The sequence below is a fragment of the Streptococcus sp. 4155 genome (assembly GCF_013276695.1).
Classification (GTDB): domain Bacteria; phylum Bacillota; class Bacilli; order Lactobacillales; family Streptococcaceae; genus Streptococcus; species Streptococcus pseudopneumoniae.
The window spans coordinates 1-18,168 of the sequence record NZ_VMLM01000020.1; the positions used below are offsets into that span (position 1 = coordinate 1).

The following is an 18,168-nucleotide window of genomic DNA, read 5'->3' on the forward strand; positions in this document are numbered from 1 at the left end:
ATCCAATCACTAGTCCAATTATTGGACTAGTGATTGGATATAATAAAAATGACAAAAAATGAATTTCACCAATTCCAGCAAAAAAATGTTTCATTTTAAATATCCCAATTTTACCTTTCGTCTTAACAATCCACTAACAAATCTATTTACTTCTCTTTTTTTTGAAAAATCTTGACAGCAAATTTACTCCACTTAATGCTACTAAGATTTCAATGGTAGCATTCCCACAAGAGAAAAATGCAAACTGACAAAGTTCCTACTAAAACACTATCCTCCCAGCAAATAGAGAGTCAGCAGAAATAAAACAACCGAGATTGGCAGAAAAGCAGCATGATTTGTTTTACAAAAAATAGAATAACAAAGACTACCTATCGAAAATGTCAGAATAACTTCAATAGTTATCTTTAAAGCAGGATAATATATATTTTTAATAAAAAAAATTAAAAGGATAAAAAATACCAATGAACTAAGAACAGATTTGATATAAAATTTTAAATGAGTCATATTATGGGATATACACGTTATAAGACAAACTAATGCCAGGTATGTGATCTCATAGATGCAAGACAGTTACACCATTTTCAACACCCCATTTAGCTAATGCTGCAGCAGAAGCTGTTACAAGCGCAGCAGCCCATCCATTCATACTTCTAATTTTAGGACCAAGATTAATATACAAACCGACAAATCCTCTAAATTGAGTTTTTCTCACATCTAATTCTGCAATAGATAATATATCTTCAGCTTCCTGCTCAGTAATCTCTAAGTCTTCCATTAACTGTTCTTTAGTTGCGTATAAAACTGGATCTCCATATTCATTTTTCGAAAAATAATTTTCTAATTTCAAAGCAACTTCTGTCAATTTTTTATCATATGAATACTGTCCGTAATTTGTAATTATATTTATATCTGCGGAAGTAAATTCATCCACCTTATCTGAACTACTTATATTAGAAATCGTAGATGCATTAGCAAGTGTTGGAGCCACTGCTCCAAATAATGATAATGCTACTATAGATGATGTTATTAATTTTTTCATGTTATTCTCCATAATTCTTAAAAAATCTAACAAAATAAGCAACGCTAAGTTTATATTGTGTATCAAAACAAGAAACAAGTATTATTCAAATCGAATATTGAAAACGATTGATTTCAGTTATTTATGGTAATTTACTTTATAGAGTTAATCTACTATAACTAATATCGTCTTTATTATCCCATTTACAATACACATATTTTAATATTATTATTTATTAAAACTTCTATGAAATAATGTAATAAACTAAAAATCAAAATTATAATTAATTCAAATTTATCGAATAACTACTTTAAAACAAAATTAACATTCACAGAAAATCTTATGCAATCACTAAATTATCCATTGGACTCACCTTCCTTCTTTATTAAAAACGAACTCATCACATCGGCCATTTCCATGGGAAAACCGTAGCAATGCTGAATAAGAAAGCAAGAACAACTAAAAAGCGAAAAACTTTTTTATTCATACTTTTTCCTCCTATCTTTATTTTATATCTATAGTATACCTCTTCTTTACTCTATTTTAAAATTACGTTAACTTTTTTCACACATTATTTTAGTTTTCTTTTTTACTATTCCTGTTATTATGATACAATATTTTTAATAGGATTTTATTATTTGTTAACTTTTTTCACAGAAAGGAGAAAATCATGCGTTATGATTTCGGAAAGGTCTATAAAGAAATACGTGAGTCAAAGGGGCTGACCCAAGAAGAGGTCTGTGGGGGTGTTCTCTCAAGAACCAGCTTATCAAAAATCGAAAGTGGCAAGACAACCCCAAAATATGAAAATATGGAATTTCTTCTCCGTCAAATCAATATGAGTTTTGAAGAGTTTGAATATATCTGTCAACTTTATCAACCAAGTCAACGCACAGAGATTATGCAAACCTATCTCAATATGCGTTCCATTATCGGGACCAGCGATCTTGTCAATTTATTTCAAAAATTCCAAGACTACCTCAAGACCCACCACGATCTCCCTATAGAAGAAATCAGAGATATGCTTGAAGTTGTCATTTATATCCGTCAACACGGGGCAGGTGAACTATCAGATCACGCAGAACAGGTTGTCAAAAAACTTTGGAGAAAAATTGAAAAACAAGATACATGGTATGAGAGTGACCTAAAAATCCTCAATACCATTCTTTTCAGTTTTCCCATTGAATACCTCCATCTCATCACTGGAAAAATATTGCAACGCCTAGAAGTCTATAAAAACTATCAACATTTATATGACTTGCGAATGACAATTCTATTAAACCTTTCCACACTCTATCTATACACTCAAGATAAAAACATGTGTAAGCAAATCTGCTACACTTTACTAGAGGACGCCAAGAATAAGAAAAGCTACGATAGGCTGGCTATCTGCTATGTCCGTATTGGGATTTGTACAGATAATGCTAAACTTATCCAAAAAGGGTTCTCCCTTCTGGAGCTAACCGAGGAAACTTCTATACTGTCTCATCTCGAAAAAGAAGTAGAGATCTATTACCAAGCGAAGGAAAGATAAAAAAGCCGAGGGATTTCCTCGACTCTTTACATATTATTTGTTCGTTAGTTCTTAATACCAGCCATTGTTAATCCCGAAGTTTTTAGCTCTGCCAAGCCACATAGTTTGCTTACTACTACGTGTCCATGTCACCATGAATCGCCGAACGATTTAACGAGAAAGTATGACTTTTACGTTTATCCCAACTCAATTATGACATTTTTTTCAAAAGTCAATATATCTCACTTTTTTAACGACAAGAAAGAGGCTGTCAATCGACCAACCTCTTATTCTGAACCTATCAATCTAGCACTTTTTAGCTTCATTCGCTTTCTTAGCGACTGCAATTTGGTATTTCACTTGGTCAAACCCTGTACCTCCCAAGGAATTTCGTCTTTGAACAGCAGTTTTAGGTTGCAAGTAGACATAGATATCCTCAGCAATGAGGGAATGATAGGTTTGCAATTCCTCCAGACTCCAATCTTGAATATTTTTAGCAGACTTGATAGAGTCTAACACTAATCTTCCCACAACCTCATGAGCTTCTCTAAATGGCAAACCTTTCCCTGCCAAATAATCTGCCAACTCAGTCGCATTTGAAAAGTCCTTCTCTGTAGACTCTTGCATTTTTTCCTTATTTACCTGTAAGCTAGATAACATACCTGCCAATACATCAAGGGAATTTAAAATCGTTTCGACCGTGTCAAACATTCCTTCCTTATCCTCTTGCAAATCCTTATTATAAGCTAAAGGCAAGGACTTCATGACTGTCAATAGTCCAAACAGATTCCCATAAACTCGACCAGTCTTTCCTCGAATCAACTCAGCCATATCTGGATTTTTCTTTTGGGGCATAATAGAGGAACCTGTTGTAAACGTATCTGACAAGGTAATGAATTGGTACTCAAAGCTACACCAATTGATCATTTCTTCGCAAAAACGGCTCATATGCATCATGAGTATGCTGGCATTTGATAGAAATTCTAAGATAAAATCGCGGTCACTAACAGCATCCAAAGAATTTGTATAAGGTTGCTTAAACTCCAGCAAATCGCTAGACAATTGGCGATCAATGGGGAAAGTCGTCCCTGCCAAAGCTGCCGCACCTAGAGGGCATAGATCTGTATGCTTCTGGTTAAATCCAAAACGTTCACTGTCTCTTTGAAACATATTGTAGTAAGCCATCAGATGATGGGCAAAACTAATAGGCTGGGCATGTTGCAGATGGGTATAGCCCGGCATAATCGTCTCCACATGATTTTCCGCCAAGTCTAATAAAACACCCTTGAGATGAGCCAGTTTATCTAGGACATGACCTAGTTGCTCCTTGAGATACAAGTGCATATCTGTCGCAACTTGGTCATTTCGAGAACGAGCTGTATGTAGCTTCCCTGCAAGGGGACCAATTTTTTCTGTCAGTAACACTTCCATATTCATATGAATATCTTCGTTTCCGATATCAAAGTCAAGTTGGCCTGCCTCTAGCTCTTCTAAAAGCTCTTTCAAGCCTTCTTGAATCTTTTCTGACTCATTCAAACTCAAAATGCCCGTCTGACCCAACATCTGAACGTGGGCTAAGGAACCAATCACATCAAATTTTGCTAATTTCTGGTCAAAAGATATACTCGCACCAAAGCGCTCTACCCAGTCTTCGACAGTACCTTCAAAGCGACCACCCCATAATTTTGTATTCTTAGTCATATCACATCCACCTCTCTATCCAATCGCCCTATTTGGCGCTTTTTTGAACCTCAGAATAAACCTTGGTTGGAAGTCCCCACAACTTAATAAAGCCAACAGCCGCATCTTGGTCAAAGGTATCTGCACTGGTATACGTCGCCAAATTTTCATCGTAAAGAGAATTTGGTGATTTCCGAGCCACGACCTGAGCGCTCCCCTTATAGAGTTTAACTTTTGCAGTCCCATTGACAACTTTTTGAGTTTCTTTAATATAAGCAATCAAGGCTTGCGTAGCCGGACTAAACCACAAAGCATTATAAATGAGATTTGATAATTCATTTTCTATAATTGGTTTAAAATGAGCTACTTCTCTCACAAGCGTCAAGTCCTCAATTTCCTTATGAGCTGTCAGCAGGGTCACTGCCCCTGGGCACTCATAGATTTCTCTTGATTTAATCCCAACCAAACGATTTTCCACGTGATCAATCCGTCCGACCCCATGTTTCCCAGCTATTTCATTGAGTTTTTGAATCAAATCTGCCAATTTTAACCCTTCTCCATTAAGGGAAACTGGAACGCCTTCACTAAACTCAATATCAATGTACTCTGGCGTATCTGGAGCTTGCTCTGGAGAAGTTGTGATACCAAAGGCTTCTTCTGGAGCCTGATTCCATGGATTTTCCAAAATACCACACTCATTGGCACGTCCCCAAAGATTTTGGTCGACAGAGTAGGGATTGTCAAGGTCAGCAGGAACAGGCACCCCATTTTCCTTGGCATAATGAATTTCTTCCTCCCGAGACCATTTCCATTCACGAACTGGCGCAATCACTTTTAAATTGGGATCCAAGGCTGCAATCGATACTTCAAAACGTACTTGGTCATTCCCCTTACCTGTACAACCATGAGCAATTGTAGTCGCTCCTGTCTGATGCGCGATTTCAACCAATTTTTTAGAAATAAGAGGGCGGCTCAAGGCAGATACTAAGGGGTACTTTTGTTCATAGTAGGCATGTGACTGAAGAGCCACTAGCACATAATCTGTAGCAAATTCGTCCTTAACATCAATGACATAAGATTCTACTGCCCCAACCTTAAGAGCCTTATCATGGATGAAATCTAAGTCTTTCCCTTCACCCACATCCATACAGACTGCAACAACATCATAATCTTTCTTTAACCAGGTAATAGCAACTGATGTGTCTAAACCGCCAGAATAGGCCAAAATTACTTTTTCTTTACTCATATTCTTTTCCTTCTTTCTATTTTTCAATGGACGCTTTAAAGGCATCCTCAATGAGTTTGTCTAATTCTCCAGACTCCTTCAACTTTTGAATGGTTTTATCGACTGCCTCTTTTAATTCCTTGCTATCTTTTTTCATGGCGACCGCGTAGGAATCATCTTGCTCTTTTTCAAAATTGAGGTCTGCGATTGCTAAATCAGGATTATTTTCCACAAATCCCTTGGCAACTGGTTCTTCAAAGATGACGGCATCCACTTGCCCTGATTTTAAATCTGTGATTAAATTCCCATTTTTAGGCAGAGATACGAGGGATGAATTTTGTAGCAAATCTTTCGCCATCGTCTCTTGAATCGAACCTTTCTGTGCTCCGACCTTTTTCTGCGCCAAGTCGTTTACAGACTGATAAGTGGCCAAGTCAGATTTTTTGACAATGAGTTTATTTTTTGCAGTATAGTAGGGAATTGAAAAATCGAACACCTTGCTCCGCTCATCTGTCTTAGAAACACCAGATATGGCAAGGTCAGCTTTACCTGATTGAACACTAGCCAGTACATTGTCAAAACTCATAGGAGATAGTTCCAATTCGACACCTAGTTCTGTTGCGATAGCCTTGGCTAATTCGATATCTGAACCCACAATCTGATTTTTCCCATCAACTACTTTTTGGTATTCAAATGGAGCAAAATCTGGATTGAGGGCTACAACCAATTTTCCTTTGGACTTGATGGCTTCAATTCCAGCCGATTGATTGTTACTACAAGCAAATAGTAGGGGGAGCATCACTAAACCAAACATCGTCATCAACACCTTCTTCATCTTATTCATAACAAAGCCTCCTTTATGTTTATTCCTTTTGTTTGTATAAATAATACACCTATCTTCATCCTTTGTCAAGCCTAAATTGTAATTTTTTTCAATTTAAAACAGAAAAACCTAGGAAAATTACATAAAAATGTCATTCCTAGGCGTATTTATGCTATTTCTCTCTGAAAAACATGAGTATTCAGTCAGTCAAATGAAGCTGAATGAACTCATTTTCCCTCGCCCAATTCAATGATACGATGACATTGTTGGGCTACATAAGCATCGTGGGTCACAATAATGACTGTTTTCCCCTCTCGATTCATCTCTAGGAGAAACTTCAAGACCAAATCTCTATTTTCAGGGTCCAGAGAACCTGTTGGTTCATCGGCTAAAATCAGCTGGCTGGGTTTTAAGATGGCTCTAGCAACTGCAATTCGTTGTTGTTCGCCACCAGACAACTCGGAGACCTTTTGGTGCAAAGTAGCTGACAAACCTACTCTCTCTAAAATCTCTTCCACCTTTTTGAGCTTGTCTTTCTTGGTCAATTTCACATATTTCAGCGCCAGCATGAGATTGTACTCGACCGTTTCATCATCAATCAGGGCAAAATTTTGAAATAGATAAGAGATATGTTCACGGATTATTGTTTGCGACTTAGCAGAATTGACCGCTAAATTTGTCTGACCAAAAATCTCATACCGTCCGCTATATTCACCGTCTATCAAACCTAATAAATTTAACAAGGTTGACTTACCACTACCACTCTTGCCAACAATGGCTACCAAATCCCCCTGATCAATCCTGAGAGACAAGTGATCCAAAATCACTTTTCCCCCAATGATTTTGGTAATATTTTCCAACTCAATCATAAGATACCCCCTTTCAATAACTCTACTAGACTTCTTTTCTCCATCCTAGAAGCCAAAACTAGCACAAATAGTATATCCAGACATGTAAAGCCTGCAAACAGCAGAAATGGCAAGAACGCATGGGCAAAGAAAATCAAGACTAGAAGAGGCAGACTATAGCCCAGCAAGAGCAGAACGAGGAGAGGACGGTAGCGATCGACCAGTTTCCACCCCATAAACTTCTTTGTAATGATATCCCTGCGCTTCAATAAGAAAGTTGTTACTAGTAAGAAGTAGGAAATCATCATGCTAAGGAGACCAAACAAAGCAAAGAGTAGGTTAAAATTCCGAACAGCATCTCGATAAGAATCCACTTTCTCTTGTTGAATGGCTTGAATAGATGAAAATTTTAAATAATTTCCATCTGACAATTTCTCAACTAACTCTGTAATCTCTTTTTGATGTTGAACCGTATTTTCAATTTTAATCGGATTATTTAAGCCAGTTGTTGACAGGGAGGCTTTCTCATCCCACATCATATCAGAATCATTGACCAAGCTAATAATTGGATTGGAGAGATTTTCCTTTCGCTTATCACTATATGGGAAAAATGACCAATCTCCTTCATAATAGGCAATCTCGACATCCATCTCCTCTATCGTTCGTTTTTGCTGCTCTTCATACTTCATCGAATGAAAGGCAATTAACTTCCCCAAGAGCTGATTTTTATCTTCTTGTCCTTTGTCACTAGCTGGCAACAAAATCACCTTTTTAGTGCCGGTATCTGGTAGCTTGAATCCCTTGCTCTTTAGAAAATTGCGATTGGCATAGTAAACATCCACCGTATCTGTTAACTGATATTGCTGAATCTGTTCTGATTGGACAAAATTTTTTACAGGAAGACTGCTACTCTGCACATAGCCCGCCTGCGTTTTTTCTACCAAATCCTGATAAAATCGATAGAAATAATCTGTAGATTTCCCTGACCCTGCTAGCTCTTCTTGCCACAGATTATCATTGAGTTTGAAGGTTTCTAAGGTCAGGTAATTACCTTGACTTACCCACTGTTGCTGATAAGCAAGTTCTTTGTTTTCTTGTTCTAAACTTCTGCCCACCCCAATCAGTAAGGCCGTCAGTAAAATAGTTGTCCCTATTTTCATCACATAATTGAAGATAAGACCAAATTTGAAAGATGAAAAACCTTTCAACATGGAACTGACTGTCATTTTCTGAATCATCAGGTAGGTCAGCCAACTGATGAACAAATACAACTGTAAAAGCAGAAATTGGGATAAGAGTAAACTTGGAAACAAAAGTTTTGGCCTGTAGTCCAGCACTAAAAATAGTCCCAAGTCAATGACAAGACTTCCACCCAAGAGAAGATAAAAATTAGTCTTTACAAAACCAGCTAAAATCGCCCTGCTTTGAAAACCAAGTAACTTTTGAACCCCCACTCGTTTCATCTCCATCATCGGCTGATAAACTGTCATTAAAATCACAAGCAAGATTGCCAAGATAAAGATAATGATAGATAGTAACAAATCTTGATTTAGCACTCCAACCTGACTTCGGTAAGTGGGTTCTAATAAAATCGTCTTATCTATCTGGAAAAAATCACTCCACTTTTGTAGAATGGTATCACGATCTATCTCTTTGCTGGAGGTAATCATGTAGCGTCCATTTACAGTATGGGATTTATCCTCAATATAAGATTGGAAGGTCTGGAGTCGAATGAGTTTCACCTTTAAAAAGGTGGGAATGGTTCCTAGATTATTGGGAAGGTTCTGGTTACTGTAGACTCCCTTCTCATTCTTTGAAAAATCAAGAGAAGTCAGACCGAACTCCTGATAGGGGAAGGTTTCCTTATCAAAAACACCAGCCTTGACGACCTCATCGCCATTATCTACTTTGATAATAGAGACCTTGTCTTGGCTTGCAACCTCTTCAAAAAACTGGAGAATCGTTTCTGTCGGTTTAGTGACATCTTTCAAGTACAAGTCAAATGAATAAATTGTCTTGCCCATCTCCTGAATCCGCACTATTTCTCGTGTAACATTTACATTCAGGACAAAAAACGTAGTACACAGCAAGAGCAGGAGCATACAAAGATGACTGATTTTTTTCATAGAGATACCTCCCGTAAAGAAACTCCCTCTCCAAAAGGGGAGGGAGAATTTTAATTAAAATCCATAGAAATATTCCATTCCCGTTGGTGGGAATTTGAAGATTGAAGCCCGAGCCCATGCCTCAGCTTCTGCACTATCCTTAGAGAATTTATTTCCATCTTTAACAGTTGCTGTATGAGAGCGAGTAGAATGTAAATAATCAGAATAACCAAAATTTCCTGACCATCCTACTCCATAGTTCCATTGACCACCATCAACCCATACTGCCAAAACACTTGTAGAAGCAAGTATACTACATACCATTAAAGATGCAACACCAATTTTAACTAATTTTCTCACTATCTCATTTCATTTTTAAACAACGAACTTACTCTTAACTAGGAGAATAGTTCTCTTCTGTATCAGGTCTTTGAACAACCAGAGTAGTATTAAGCACACTCTAACTATTACTCAAGAATCAGCCCAATAAACAACATGGATAGCGTTTTCAAATTTTTAAACTCCTATCCCATCCTTTTATCTATATTATTATAAGCGAAAATATAATAACTGTCAAGTAATTGAAGTGAATTTTATAAAAAAATTACAAGCCAAATTTGTAAAGTTTACAATAAACAACTAGGGCAATTGTCGATCAGAATGTTCTTTTATCTGTTAATAATCCTAGAAAATCTTGTCGTTTCAAGTCTGAGAAATGTTTGGTAGAAAGACTTCCTTTTTGAAGTCCATCATCTCTAACCTGTAAATAATAGCTATGTTGGCTTGTTTTAATTGTCAAAAAATCGCCAAATACAAAAAATTTTTTCCAGTTACGAATCTCAAATTCTTTCATCTCTGATTTTGGAATGCGGATAAGTCCTTGCCGCAAATCACGATGATGCTCACTTGTGAAAGTCATCCCATTCCCAAGATTTCTTATCAGTAGTTCATCTGGAGTTACCATCACCAGCGCTATTTTAGTTAAGAAAATTTCAACTGTTGGTGGTAAAATCGCCAAATCAAACCAAGGATGTAGGTAGCGATACGCTAAGAAATAATGAGGCTCCTCACCCAATCCTAGTTGTTTATATAAGTCCTTGACCTCACTATCTAACCTCGCTTCAAAAGACACATCCGAATGCTCTTCTTCCTTCTTCTGATTAAAATAACGCATCCAGACTAGGAAACCTATAAAGGCTAGGACAAATATTCCTGATAAAAGATATTTTAAATTGTAGTTCATCACTTAACCTCCTGATTCACGCTTCTGCCTAAAGAAGAGGCCTATCTATTTTGAAAATAGTTCCATAACAACTTTAAATAAGACTGGTAATATTGTATCAAGCTAGAATTCTTTCTTTTCTAGCTACATCATAGTACTACTTAAACTTATTTTAGTTTTCTCCCTTACTTTCTATATTACTATTATACAATATTTTTGCTAAGATTTTATTATTTGTTAACTTTTTTCACAAAAAGGAGTACATCATGCGTTATGATTTCGGGAAGGTCTATAATAAAGTTAGCCACCTACCATTACTAAAAGTTAGATATCTCAACTAATTTACCATTTTTCAATTCAAGAACAATATCAGATAATACTTCAATATCCTCTTTATTGTGAGATGTGACCAACATAGTAATATGATTCTTTCGAGCATAACTCTTAATTATTTTTCTAAGTTCTTCTACACCTTCATAGTCCATACTATTAAATGGTTCATCTAGGAGTAAAATCTTAGGATTTTCCATCAATGCTTGGGCAATCCCTAACCTTTGTAACATACCTAATGAATAATTTTTTACTCTTACATCTTTATCCTGATATAAATCTACCTTATTCAAGACTTCCTCAATCTCTTTCTTAGTAATTTTATTTTTGATTGTAGCTAATTGCTCTAAATTCTCTAATGCAGTTAGACTAGACAAAAATCCTGGATGTTCAATAAGTAAGCCTACATCAAGTGGCATAGAGCCATTTTCACCAACAATTACACTTCCAACTGTAATCTTACCCGTAGTAGGTTTCATTAGTCCTGAAATCATTTTAAATAATACACTTTTCCCGCATCCATTGGTTCCTATAATTCCATATATTTTACCTGATTCAAAAACATAACTAACATCATCTATAACACACTTTTTCCCAAATGTTTTTGAAAGATGATCTACTTTTATACAATCCATACGTTTCAACTCCTTACTCATCTTGATACTGCTTACTTCCTTTAGGTAATGTAATATCTTTATTTTCAAATATTTTAAAATTTAATAGAACTAACATTGCATCAACAAATACCAATATCCCACATCTACCAATGAAATTTATACCGTAACCATATACTGAACCGGAAATAGAAAACAATGAAAATGGTCTCAGATGTTCTCCTAACAAGCCCAATGTTGAACCCGCCATTACAATCAAAGTGCCCGTATAGATAACAAATACTAACGATTGTGATATTCTAAACTGTGTTAAAAGTGCATGGAGCAGGGAAAAGAAATATAGCAACAATCCTTGTAAAATTATTATCTTCCCTATCTCATAAATTACGATATTCGTTTCAAAATTTCCAAATAAATACGTTTCTGAAAATTTTTTTGTGGCTGTTGAAATGCCGATGCCAAAGTTAGAATCTCCTATTCCTACTATAGTGGAAAATATACAAATACTAACCACATAATAAATCACACTTTTCAAAATTTTGAAATGCTTATTTCTATAAAAATCATTTCTACTTGAATACCTACTTAGTACAAAAAATATATTTTGTTCAACTGGGCTTTGTAGCATCATTATGAAAGCTAATAAAAACGGAAATGTGAAATATCCAGTATAGGAATCATTAAACATGATAAGAATCAGCTCACCAAAATGAAAATTCCCAAATTTATATTTCAATACTATCAGCTGACTAAAATTTGCTAATATAGCAAAAGCCACTAATAAATATATAAAACCTATATAAAAATCTTCTTTATTTTTTAATTCTTTAAATTTCTTCATCAGTTTCTATATCCCTTTTAAATTTTTTATACGACATCCAATATGATATTACTACTACAAGTATCAAATATACAAAAACAAATATTATGCTTATTCCTTTTACTCTTGAAACATCAAAAATTGCCATTGGTTCAATTTTAGTAAGACCTAAAAACATAGCAAACAATGATCCTATTGTCGTTAAAATAAATGGGGATAACCATGCAACAAATTTGCTCTTAATAAAATATGACATCGCCAATCCAACACTACTATATGCAACGCCAACAAAGGAACAATGTAAAATGATTATTACTACATAAAATAACGGGGATGTCCTCACTGCTGATTCATAAATAGAAACTTTTGTTATTGCATAATAAGCATCCATATTTATACTTCTATTAAAAAATAAAATTGACATTATCAAGAATAATAACATTCCAAAAATAAATGTTGTAAATGATATGAATCCATTGATTATAAAAATAGAATTAAAATACTGTTTATATCCCATCCTTGATATAATATATTTCATTATTCCACTTTTTCTATTTTCGATATGCTGTGACGCAAAAGGAATTGTTGCAATAAGAGGTACCAAAACTATTAACAACGACCTATCACCATTATAACCTTGTAAAAATACCACAATATAATCATGATTAAAAAAATACTCCATCCCCTCTTCAATAAATGCACTTACAGAAAATATCATAGAAGTTAAAATAATTAATATTGCTAAAAAGAATTGCTTATTTTTCATCCCTTTTAAAAATATACTGACCTTGTAATCCATACTTCTCTCCTATAAAACAAATGGGATGAGCGAACATGCTCACCCCCAAATATACAAACCTATATTCTAGCTCTTAATACTCATCAGGACTCCACGAACCGCTGGTTTGAACTTTAACATATGTTGCGAACCCTGTCCATCCACCCAATCTAAGATTAGATCCTTCTGCATCTGATGGACTATTATAATTCAAATAAATCCTATCTCCACTGCCTGAAGAATATGTACGTGTCATTTGAGCGTCACCTCTAAAAATAGCACAGTGCATTGTATAACCACCACCGATTGATGTATTATTATTTACTCCTCTTGATTGATTTGTTTTATATAATGAGTCAGTCACTGTACGACCTCCGAATCTCGGCATAATCATATCGTAGTCCGAAATTTCTCTAGCAGAGACAGCCATTGCACCAATCATTAACGTAGCACATATACTTGCAAATAACTTTGTTTTAGTATCTAGTTTTTTCATTATTACAATCCAATCCTTTCGCTCCACTTACGACACAATACAAAATGAAAAACATGTTGTATTGTGTTGTTTTCTTTAATTTGGGATATGATATACTTCCTGTGAAACCAAATATGATAAACTAAAAATCAAAATTATAATGAATTCAAATTTATAGAATAACTACCTTAAAACGAAATTAACATTCACAGAAAATCTTATGTAATTACTAAATAATCCATTGGACTCATCTTCCTTTCATTTTTGCAACTAGCGCATTATATCGGCCATTTCCATGGGAAAACCGTAGCAATGCTAAATAAGAAAGCAAGAACAACTAAAAAGCGAAAAACTTTTTTATTCATACTTTTTCCCTCCTATCCATATTTTGTATCTATAGTATACCTCTTCTTTATTCTATTTTAAAATTAGTTAACTTTTTTCACACATTATTTTAGTTTTCTTTTTTACTATTCCTGTTACTATGATACAATATTTTTAACTAGATTTTATTATTTGTTAACTTTTTTCACGAAAAGGAGAAAATTATGCGTTATGATTTCGGAAAGGTCTATAAAGAAATACGCGAGTCAAAAGGCTTGACCCAAGAAGAGGTCTGTGGAAATGTCCTCTCAAGAACCAGCCTATCAAAGATTGAAGGCGGTAAAGCAACTCCCAAATATGAAAATATGGAGTTTCTTCTCCAGCAAATCAATATGAGTTTTGAAGAGTTTGACTATATCTGCCATCTCTATCAACCAAGCCAACGAACAGAAATCATGCAAACCTATCTCAATATGAGCTCAATCCTAGGGACTAGTGAACTCGAAAAACTATTTCAAAAATGCCAAAACTATCTCAAGACCCATCATGACCTCTCTATAGAAGAGATCAGGGATATGCTGGAAGTTGTCATTCATATCCGTCAACATGGTACAGAGCAACTGTCAGACCAAGTAAAACAGACTATCAAAAAGCTTTGGGAAAAAATTGAAAAACAAGATACATGGTATGAAAATGACCTAAAAATCCTCAATACCATTCTTTTCAGCTTTCCCATTGAACACCTCCATCTCATCACTGGAAAAATCTTGCAACGCTTGGAAGTCTATAAAAACTACCAACATTTATATGACTTACGAATGGCAATCCTACTCAATCTGTCCACCATTTACTTATACCATCAAGACAAAAACATGTGTCAACAAATCTGCTATACTTTACTAGAGGATGCCAAGAAAAAGAAGCACTACGATAGGCTTGCTATCTGCTATGTCCGTATCGGGATTTGTAGGGATGATTCTAAACTTATCCAAAAAGGTTTCTCCCTTCTGGAGCTGACCGATGAAACTTCCATTCTAGCCTTTCTCAAAAAAGAAGTGGAGACCTATTATCAACCGAAAGAAATATAAAAAAGTCGAGTAATTTCCTCGACCCTTTCATATTATTCTGCTAGTTAGTTCTTAATACCAGCCATTGTTAAGCCAGAAGTTTTTAGCAGCTGTCCATGAACCGTAACGTCCTGCAACGTAGGCATCTGCTACACGTTCTTGGTTTTCAGCTGAGTAGTCACCGTTCAGGTATGAATCTGTTAATTGGTAACGTCCGATATAACGTCCATTTGTAGCTGTATAGCTACCACCTGATTCTTTTTGAGCGATCCATTCTTTGGCTTCTGCTTCAGATCCGCTTACAGTTGAAACAACTGTTTCACTTACTACTGGAGTTTCTGCTACTGGAGCTGAAACAGTTTCATCTTGAGCGGCTGGTGCCGCATAAGTAGCTGGCGCTGGTGTTGCAACAGGCGCTACAGGGCCATCGATAACCAACTCTTGATCAACATAAATCAAATGAATGTTATCAATGTGGTTGTTTTCTGCCAATTTTTCAACTGTTGTGTTGTGAGTTTCAGCGATTTCTGAAAGTGTATCACCTTCTTTAACAGTGTAAGTTGATGATTCTTGAGCAGATACAAATGATGGAGCAAATACTGCAAACAAGGCAGCTACTCCTGCAAGAGTTGCTTTAATCTTTTTAGTTATTGATTTCATATTCGAAAATTCTCCTTCTTTCTATAGTTCTATCATACCCTTTAAATATTACCGTCTCTTGACACTTTTATGTAGAAATATTACAAAATTATTTTTTATTTCCCTAAATAAGGTGTTTTTTGTCATAAAAGATACTATTTTTATGCTATTTGAGGTATTAGAAAGGTTTTCATCCACAATTAAAGCCAAGCCCCTCATTCTTTGATATAATAGAGATAAGAATTTTTATAAGGGGAAACTGATGAAATCACTTCGTTTTCAATCTGTCTTTGATATCATCGGACCAGTTATGATTGGCCCATCTAGTAGCCATACCGCTGGTGCTGTTCGTATTGGGAAGATTGTCTCTTCCATTTTTGATGATACTCCGACAGAAGTTGAATTCCAACTTTTTAACTCATTTGCCAAGACCTATCGTGGTCACGGAACAGACCTAGCCCTTGTTGCAGGTATTTTAGGAATGGATACAGATGATCCTGAAATTCCAAATAGTCTGGAAATTGCCCACAAGCGTGGTATCAAGATTGTCTGGACCATTCAGAAAGACAGCAATGCCCCTCACCCTAACACCACTAAAATTACTGTTAAAAATGCCCACAAGACCATCAGCGTGACTGGTATTTCTATCGGTGGAGGAAATATTCAGGTAACCGAACTCAATGGTTTTGCCGTCTCTCTCAATATGAATACACCGACTATCATCATCGTTCATCAAGATATTCCAGGTATGATTGCCCTTGTTACAGAGGCGCTTTCCCGCTATGGTATCAATATCGCCCAGATGAATGTCACTCGTGAAAAAGCTGGTGAAAAAGCCATTATGATTATCGAAGTTGACAGTCGCAACTGTGATGAGGCTATCGAAGAAATTCGAAAAATCCCTCATCTCCACAATGTCAATTTCTTTAAATAGGAGGAAGCATGTTTTATTCTATCAAAGAATTGGTCGAGCAAGCAGATCTGGACTTTCAAGGAAATGTCGCAGAACTCATGATTACAACAGAGTTTGAATTGACCGGTCGCGAACGTGAAGAAGTCTTCCTTCTCATGGAACGCAATCTGGAAGTTATGAAAGCCTCTGTCCAACTTGGCCTCAATGAAAATAAATCTCGTAGTGGCCTGACAGGTGGAGATGCTGCCAAATTGGATCACTACATCAAAAACGAAAAAACTTTATCAGATTACACGATTCTCTCTGCTGCCCGAAATGCTATCGCAGTCAATGAACACAATGCTAAAATGGGCTTGGTCTGCGCTACTCCTACCGCAGGAAGTGCCGGTTGTCTCCCTTCCGTTCTCACTGCTGCTATTGAAAAATTAGACCTCAGCCACGAGCAACAATTGGATTTCCTCTTTGCTGCTGGTGCCTTTGGACTAGTCATCGCAAACAATGCCTCCATCTCAGGTGCTGAGGGTGGGTGTCAAGCTGAAGTTGGTTCAGCCTCTGCTATGAGTGCTGCCGCCTTGACTCTGGCTGCAGGTGGAACACCTTATCAGGCCAGTCAAGCTATTGCCTTTGTCATTAAAAATATGCTAGGCCTCATCTGTGACCCTGTTGCAGGTTTGGTCGAAGTTCCCTGTGTCAAACGTAATGCCATGGGAGCTAGCTTTGCTTTCATCGCAGCAGACATGGCCTTGGCAGGTATCGAATCTAAAATCCCTGTGGATGAAGTGATCGATGCCATGTACCAAGTAGGAGCAAGCATGCCAACTGCCTTTCGTGAAACAGCTGAAGGTGGACTCGCTACCACCCCTACTGGTCGTCGCCTCCAAAAAGAGATTTTCGGAGAATAAGCTTATCAAATAGGAGAAACCATGACCTCTATCACAGCGATTTTTTTCGATTTGGATGGAACCCTCGTTGATAGTTCTATCGGGATTCACAATGCCTTTACCTATACCTTTAAAGAGCTGGGGGTGCCTAGCCCTGATGCCAAAACTATTCGTGGTTTTATGGGACCACCTCTCGAAAGTAGTTTTGCGACCTGCCTGTCCAAAGACCAAATTTCTGAAGCCATGCAGATATATCGTTCTTACTATAAGGCAAAAGGCATCTATGAAGCTCAACTCTTTCCTCAGATTATAGACTTGCTTGAGGAGTTATCGAGCAGTTATCCACTCTACATCACCACGACAAAGAATACATCTACTGCTCAAGACATGGCCAAAAACTTGGAAATCCATCATTTCTTTGATGGTATTTATGGTTCTAGCCCTGAAGCACCCCATAAGGCAGATGTCATTCACCAAGCCTTACAGACACATCAACTAGCACCAGAACAAGCCATCATCATCGGAGATACCAAGTTTGATATTCTGGGAGCTCGAGAAACAGGTATTCAGAAATTGGCCGTCACTTGGGGATTTGGAGAGCAAGCAAATCTACTAAACTATCAACCTGATTATATCGCTCACAAACCCTTAGAAGTTTTGGCGTATTTTCAATAGCATAGACTGGGCGACAACTCTATTTCAGAAGAAAATGAAGTAATACTCAATGAAAATCAAAGAGCAAACTAGGAAACTAGCTGCGGGCTGCTCAAAACACTGTTTTAAGGTTGTAGATGGAACTGACAAAGTCAGCTCAAAACACTGTTTTGAGGTTGCAGATAGAACTGACGAAGTCAGCTCAAAACACTGTTTTGAGGTTGTGGATAGAACTGACG

The 18,168-nt window shown here is 36.5% G+C and carries 18 protein-coding genes; 5 read left to right on the forward strand and 13 right to left on the reverse strand.

Annotation, left to right across the window (positions count from 1 at the left end; translation table 11 throughout):
• Window positions 1-553: 553 nt before the first annotated feature.
• Entirely contained in the window at window positions 554-1,039 is a 486-nt protein-coding gene (locus HT715_RS02720) for a hypothetical protein (RefSeq protein WP_172922816.1), read from the reverse strand.
• Between the two features lie 649 nt (window positions 1,040-1,688).
• Between HT715_RS02720 and HT715_RS02725 the strand changes: the two genes are divergently transcribed.
• A complete protein-coding gene (locus tag HT715_RS02725; RefSeq protein ID WP_001268175.1) occupies window positions 1,689-2,552 on the forward strand; it encodes a helix-turn-helix transcriptional regulator in 864 nt (287 codons plus the stop codon).
• Between the two features lie 285 nt (window positions 2,553-2,837).
• Here the strand turns inward: HT715_RS02725 and argH are convergent, their stop codons facing one another.
• From argH to HT715_RS02780, 11 genes are all read right to left on the reverse strand, one after another.
• The gene (gene argH, locus HT715_RS02730; RefSeq protein WP_000164984.1) at window positions 2,838-4,232 is read right to left on the reverse strand and encodes an argininosuccinate lyase; all 1,395 of its coding nucleotides are present in this window, start codon (window positions 4,230-4,232) and stop codon (window positions 2,838-2,840) included.
• A 28-nt stretch (window positions 4,233-4,260) separates the two neighbouring features.
• Window positions 4,261-5,457 (reverse strand): argininosuccinate synthase, encoded by a 1,197-nt coding sequence (locus HT715_RS02735; RefSeq protein WP_014017181.1) that lies wholly within the window; start codon window positions 5,455-5,457, stop codon window positions 4,261-4,263.
• Window positions 5,458-5,473: 16 nt separating this feature from the next.
• On the reverse strand, window positions 5,474-6,280 hold the full coding sequence (locus HT715_RS02740) for an ABC transporter substrate-binding protein (RefSeq protein WP_050223629.1): 807 nt from the start codon (window positions 6,278-6,280) through the stop codon (window positions 5,474-5,476).
• A gap of 206 nt (window positions 6,281-6,486) precedes the next feature.
• Entirely contained in the window at window positions 6,487-7,128 is a 642-nt protein-coding gene (locus HT715_RS02745) for an ABC transporter ATP-binding protein (RefSeq protein ID WP_050223630.1), read from the reverse strand.
• Window positions 7,125-9,233, reverse strand: a complete 2,109-nt coding sequence (locus HT715_RS02750; protein ID WP_050223631.1) for an amino acid ABC transporter permease — start codon at window positions 9,231-9,233, stop codon at window positions 7,125-7,127. The genes HT715_RS02745 and HT715_RS02750 overlap by 4 nt, the downstream gene beginning before the upstream one ends.
• Before the next feature lie 54 nt (window positions 9,234-9,287).
• Entirely contained in the window at window positions 9,288-9,572 is a 285-nt protein-coding gene (locus HT715_RS02755) for a lactococcin 972 family bacteriocin (RefSeq protein WP_138701822.1), read from the reverse strand.
• A 295-nt stretch (window positions 9,573-9,867) separates the two neighbouring features.
• The gene (locus HT715_RS02760; protein ID WP_001108790.1) at window positions 9,868-10,455 is read right to left on the reverse strand and encodes a hypothetical protein; all 588 of its coding nucleotides are present in this window, start codon (window positions 10,453-10,455) and stop codon (window positions 9,868-9,870) included.
• A 296-nt stretch (window positions 10,456-10,751) separates the two neighbouring features.
• On the reverse strand, window positions 10,752-11,399 hold the full coding sequence (locus HT715_RS02765) for an ABC transporter ATP-binding protein (protein ID WP_049779943.1): 648 nt from the start codon (window positions 11,397-11,399) through the stop codon (window positions 10,752-10,754).
• Window positions 11,400-11,412: 13 nt separating this feature from the next.
• Window positions 11,413-12,219, reverse strand: a complete 807-nt coding sequence (locus HT715_RS02770; protein ID WP_000713604.1) for a hypothetical protein — start codon at window positions 12,217-12,219, stop codon at window positions 11,413-11,415.
• Window positions 12,206-12,997 (reverse strand): hypothetical protein, encoded by a 792-nt coding sequence (locus tag HT715_RS02775; RefSeq protein ID WP_138701821.1) that lies wholly within the window; start codon window positions 12,995-12,997, stop codon window positions 12,206-12,208. Before HT715_RS02775 ends, HT715_RS02770 begins: the two co-directional genes overlap by 14 nt.
• Window positions 12,998-13,070: 73 nt before the next feature.
• On the reverse strand, window positions 13,071-13,472 hold the full coding sequence (locus tag HT715_RS02780; protein ID WP_000732159.1) for a hypothetical protein: 402 nt from the start codon (window positions 13,470-13,472) through the stop codon (window positions 13,071-13,073).
• 527 nt (window positions 13,473-13,999) lie between these two features.
• On the opposite strand from HT715_RS02780, the gene HT715_RS02785 reads away from it, so the two are divergent.
• Window positions 14,000-14,863, forward strand: coding sequence for a helix-turn-helix transcriptional regulator (locus HT715_RS02785; RefSeq protein ID WP_138701322.1), 864 nt, complete (start codon window positions 14,000-14,002; stop codon window positions 14,861-14,863).
• Between the two features lie 51 nt (window positions 14,864-14,914).
• Here the strand turns inward: HT715_RS02785 and HT715_RS02790 are convergent, their stop codons facing one another.
• A complete protein-coding gene (locus HT715_RS02790) occupies window positions 14,915-15,502 on the reverse strand; it encodes a LysM peptidoglycan-binding domain-containing protein (protein WP_000836442.1) in 588 nt (195 codons plus the stop codon).
• A gap of 241 nt (window positions 15,503-15,743) precedes the next feature.
• Here HT715_RS02790 and sdaAB point away from each other — a divergent pair, with 241 nt between their 5' ends.
• Genes sdaAB through HT715_RS02805 form a run of 3 tightly spaced genes read left to right on the forward strand, consistent with a single transcriptional unit; the run spans window position 15,744 to window position 17,950 of the window.
• A complete protein-coding gene (gene sdaAB, locus HT715_RS02795) occupies window positions 15,744-16,415 on the forward strand; it encodes an L-serine ammonia-lyase, iron-sulfur-dependent subunit beta (RefSeq protein WP_000838912.1) in 672 nt (223 codons plus the stop codon).
• 8 nt (window positions 16,416-16,423) lie between these two features.
• On the forward strand, window positions 16,424-17,296 hold the full coding sequence (gene sdaAA / locus HT715_RS02800) for an L-serine ammonia-lyase, iron-sulfur-dependent, subunit alpha (protein WP_000500040.1): 873 nt from the start codon (window positions 16,424-16,426) through the stop codon (window positions 17,294-17,296).
• A gap of 21 nt (window positions 17,297-17,317) precedes the next feature.
• The gene (locus tag HT715_RS02805; RefSeq protein ID WP_172922817.1) at window positions 17,318-17,950 is read left to right on the forward strand and encodes an HAD family hydrolase; all 633 of its coding nucleotides are present in this window, start codon (window positions 17,318-17,320) and stop codon (window positions 17,948-17,950) included.
• Window positions 17,951-18,168 lie beyond the last annotated feature (218 nt).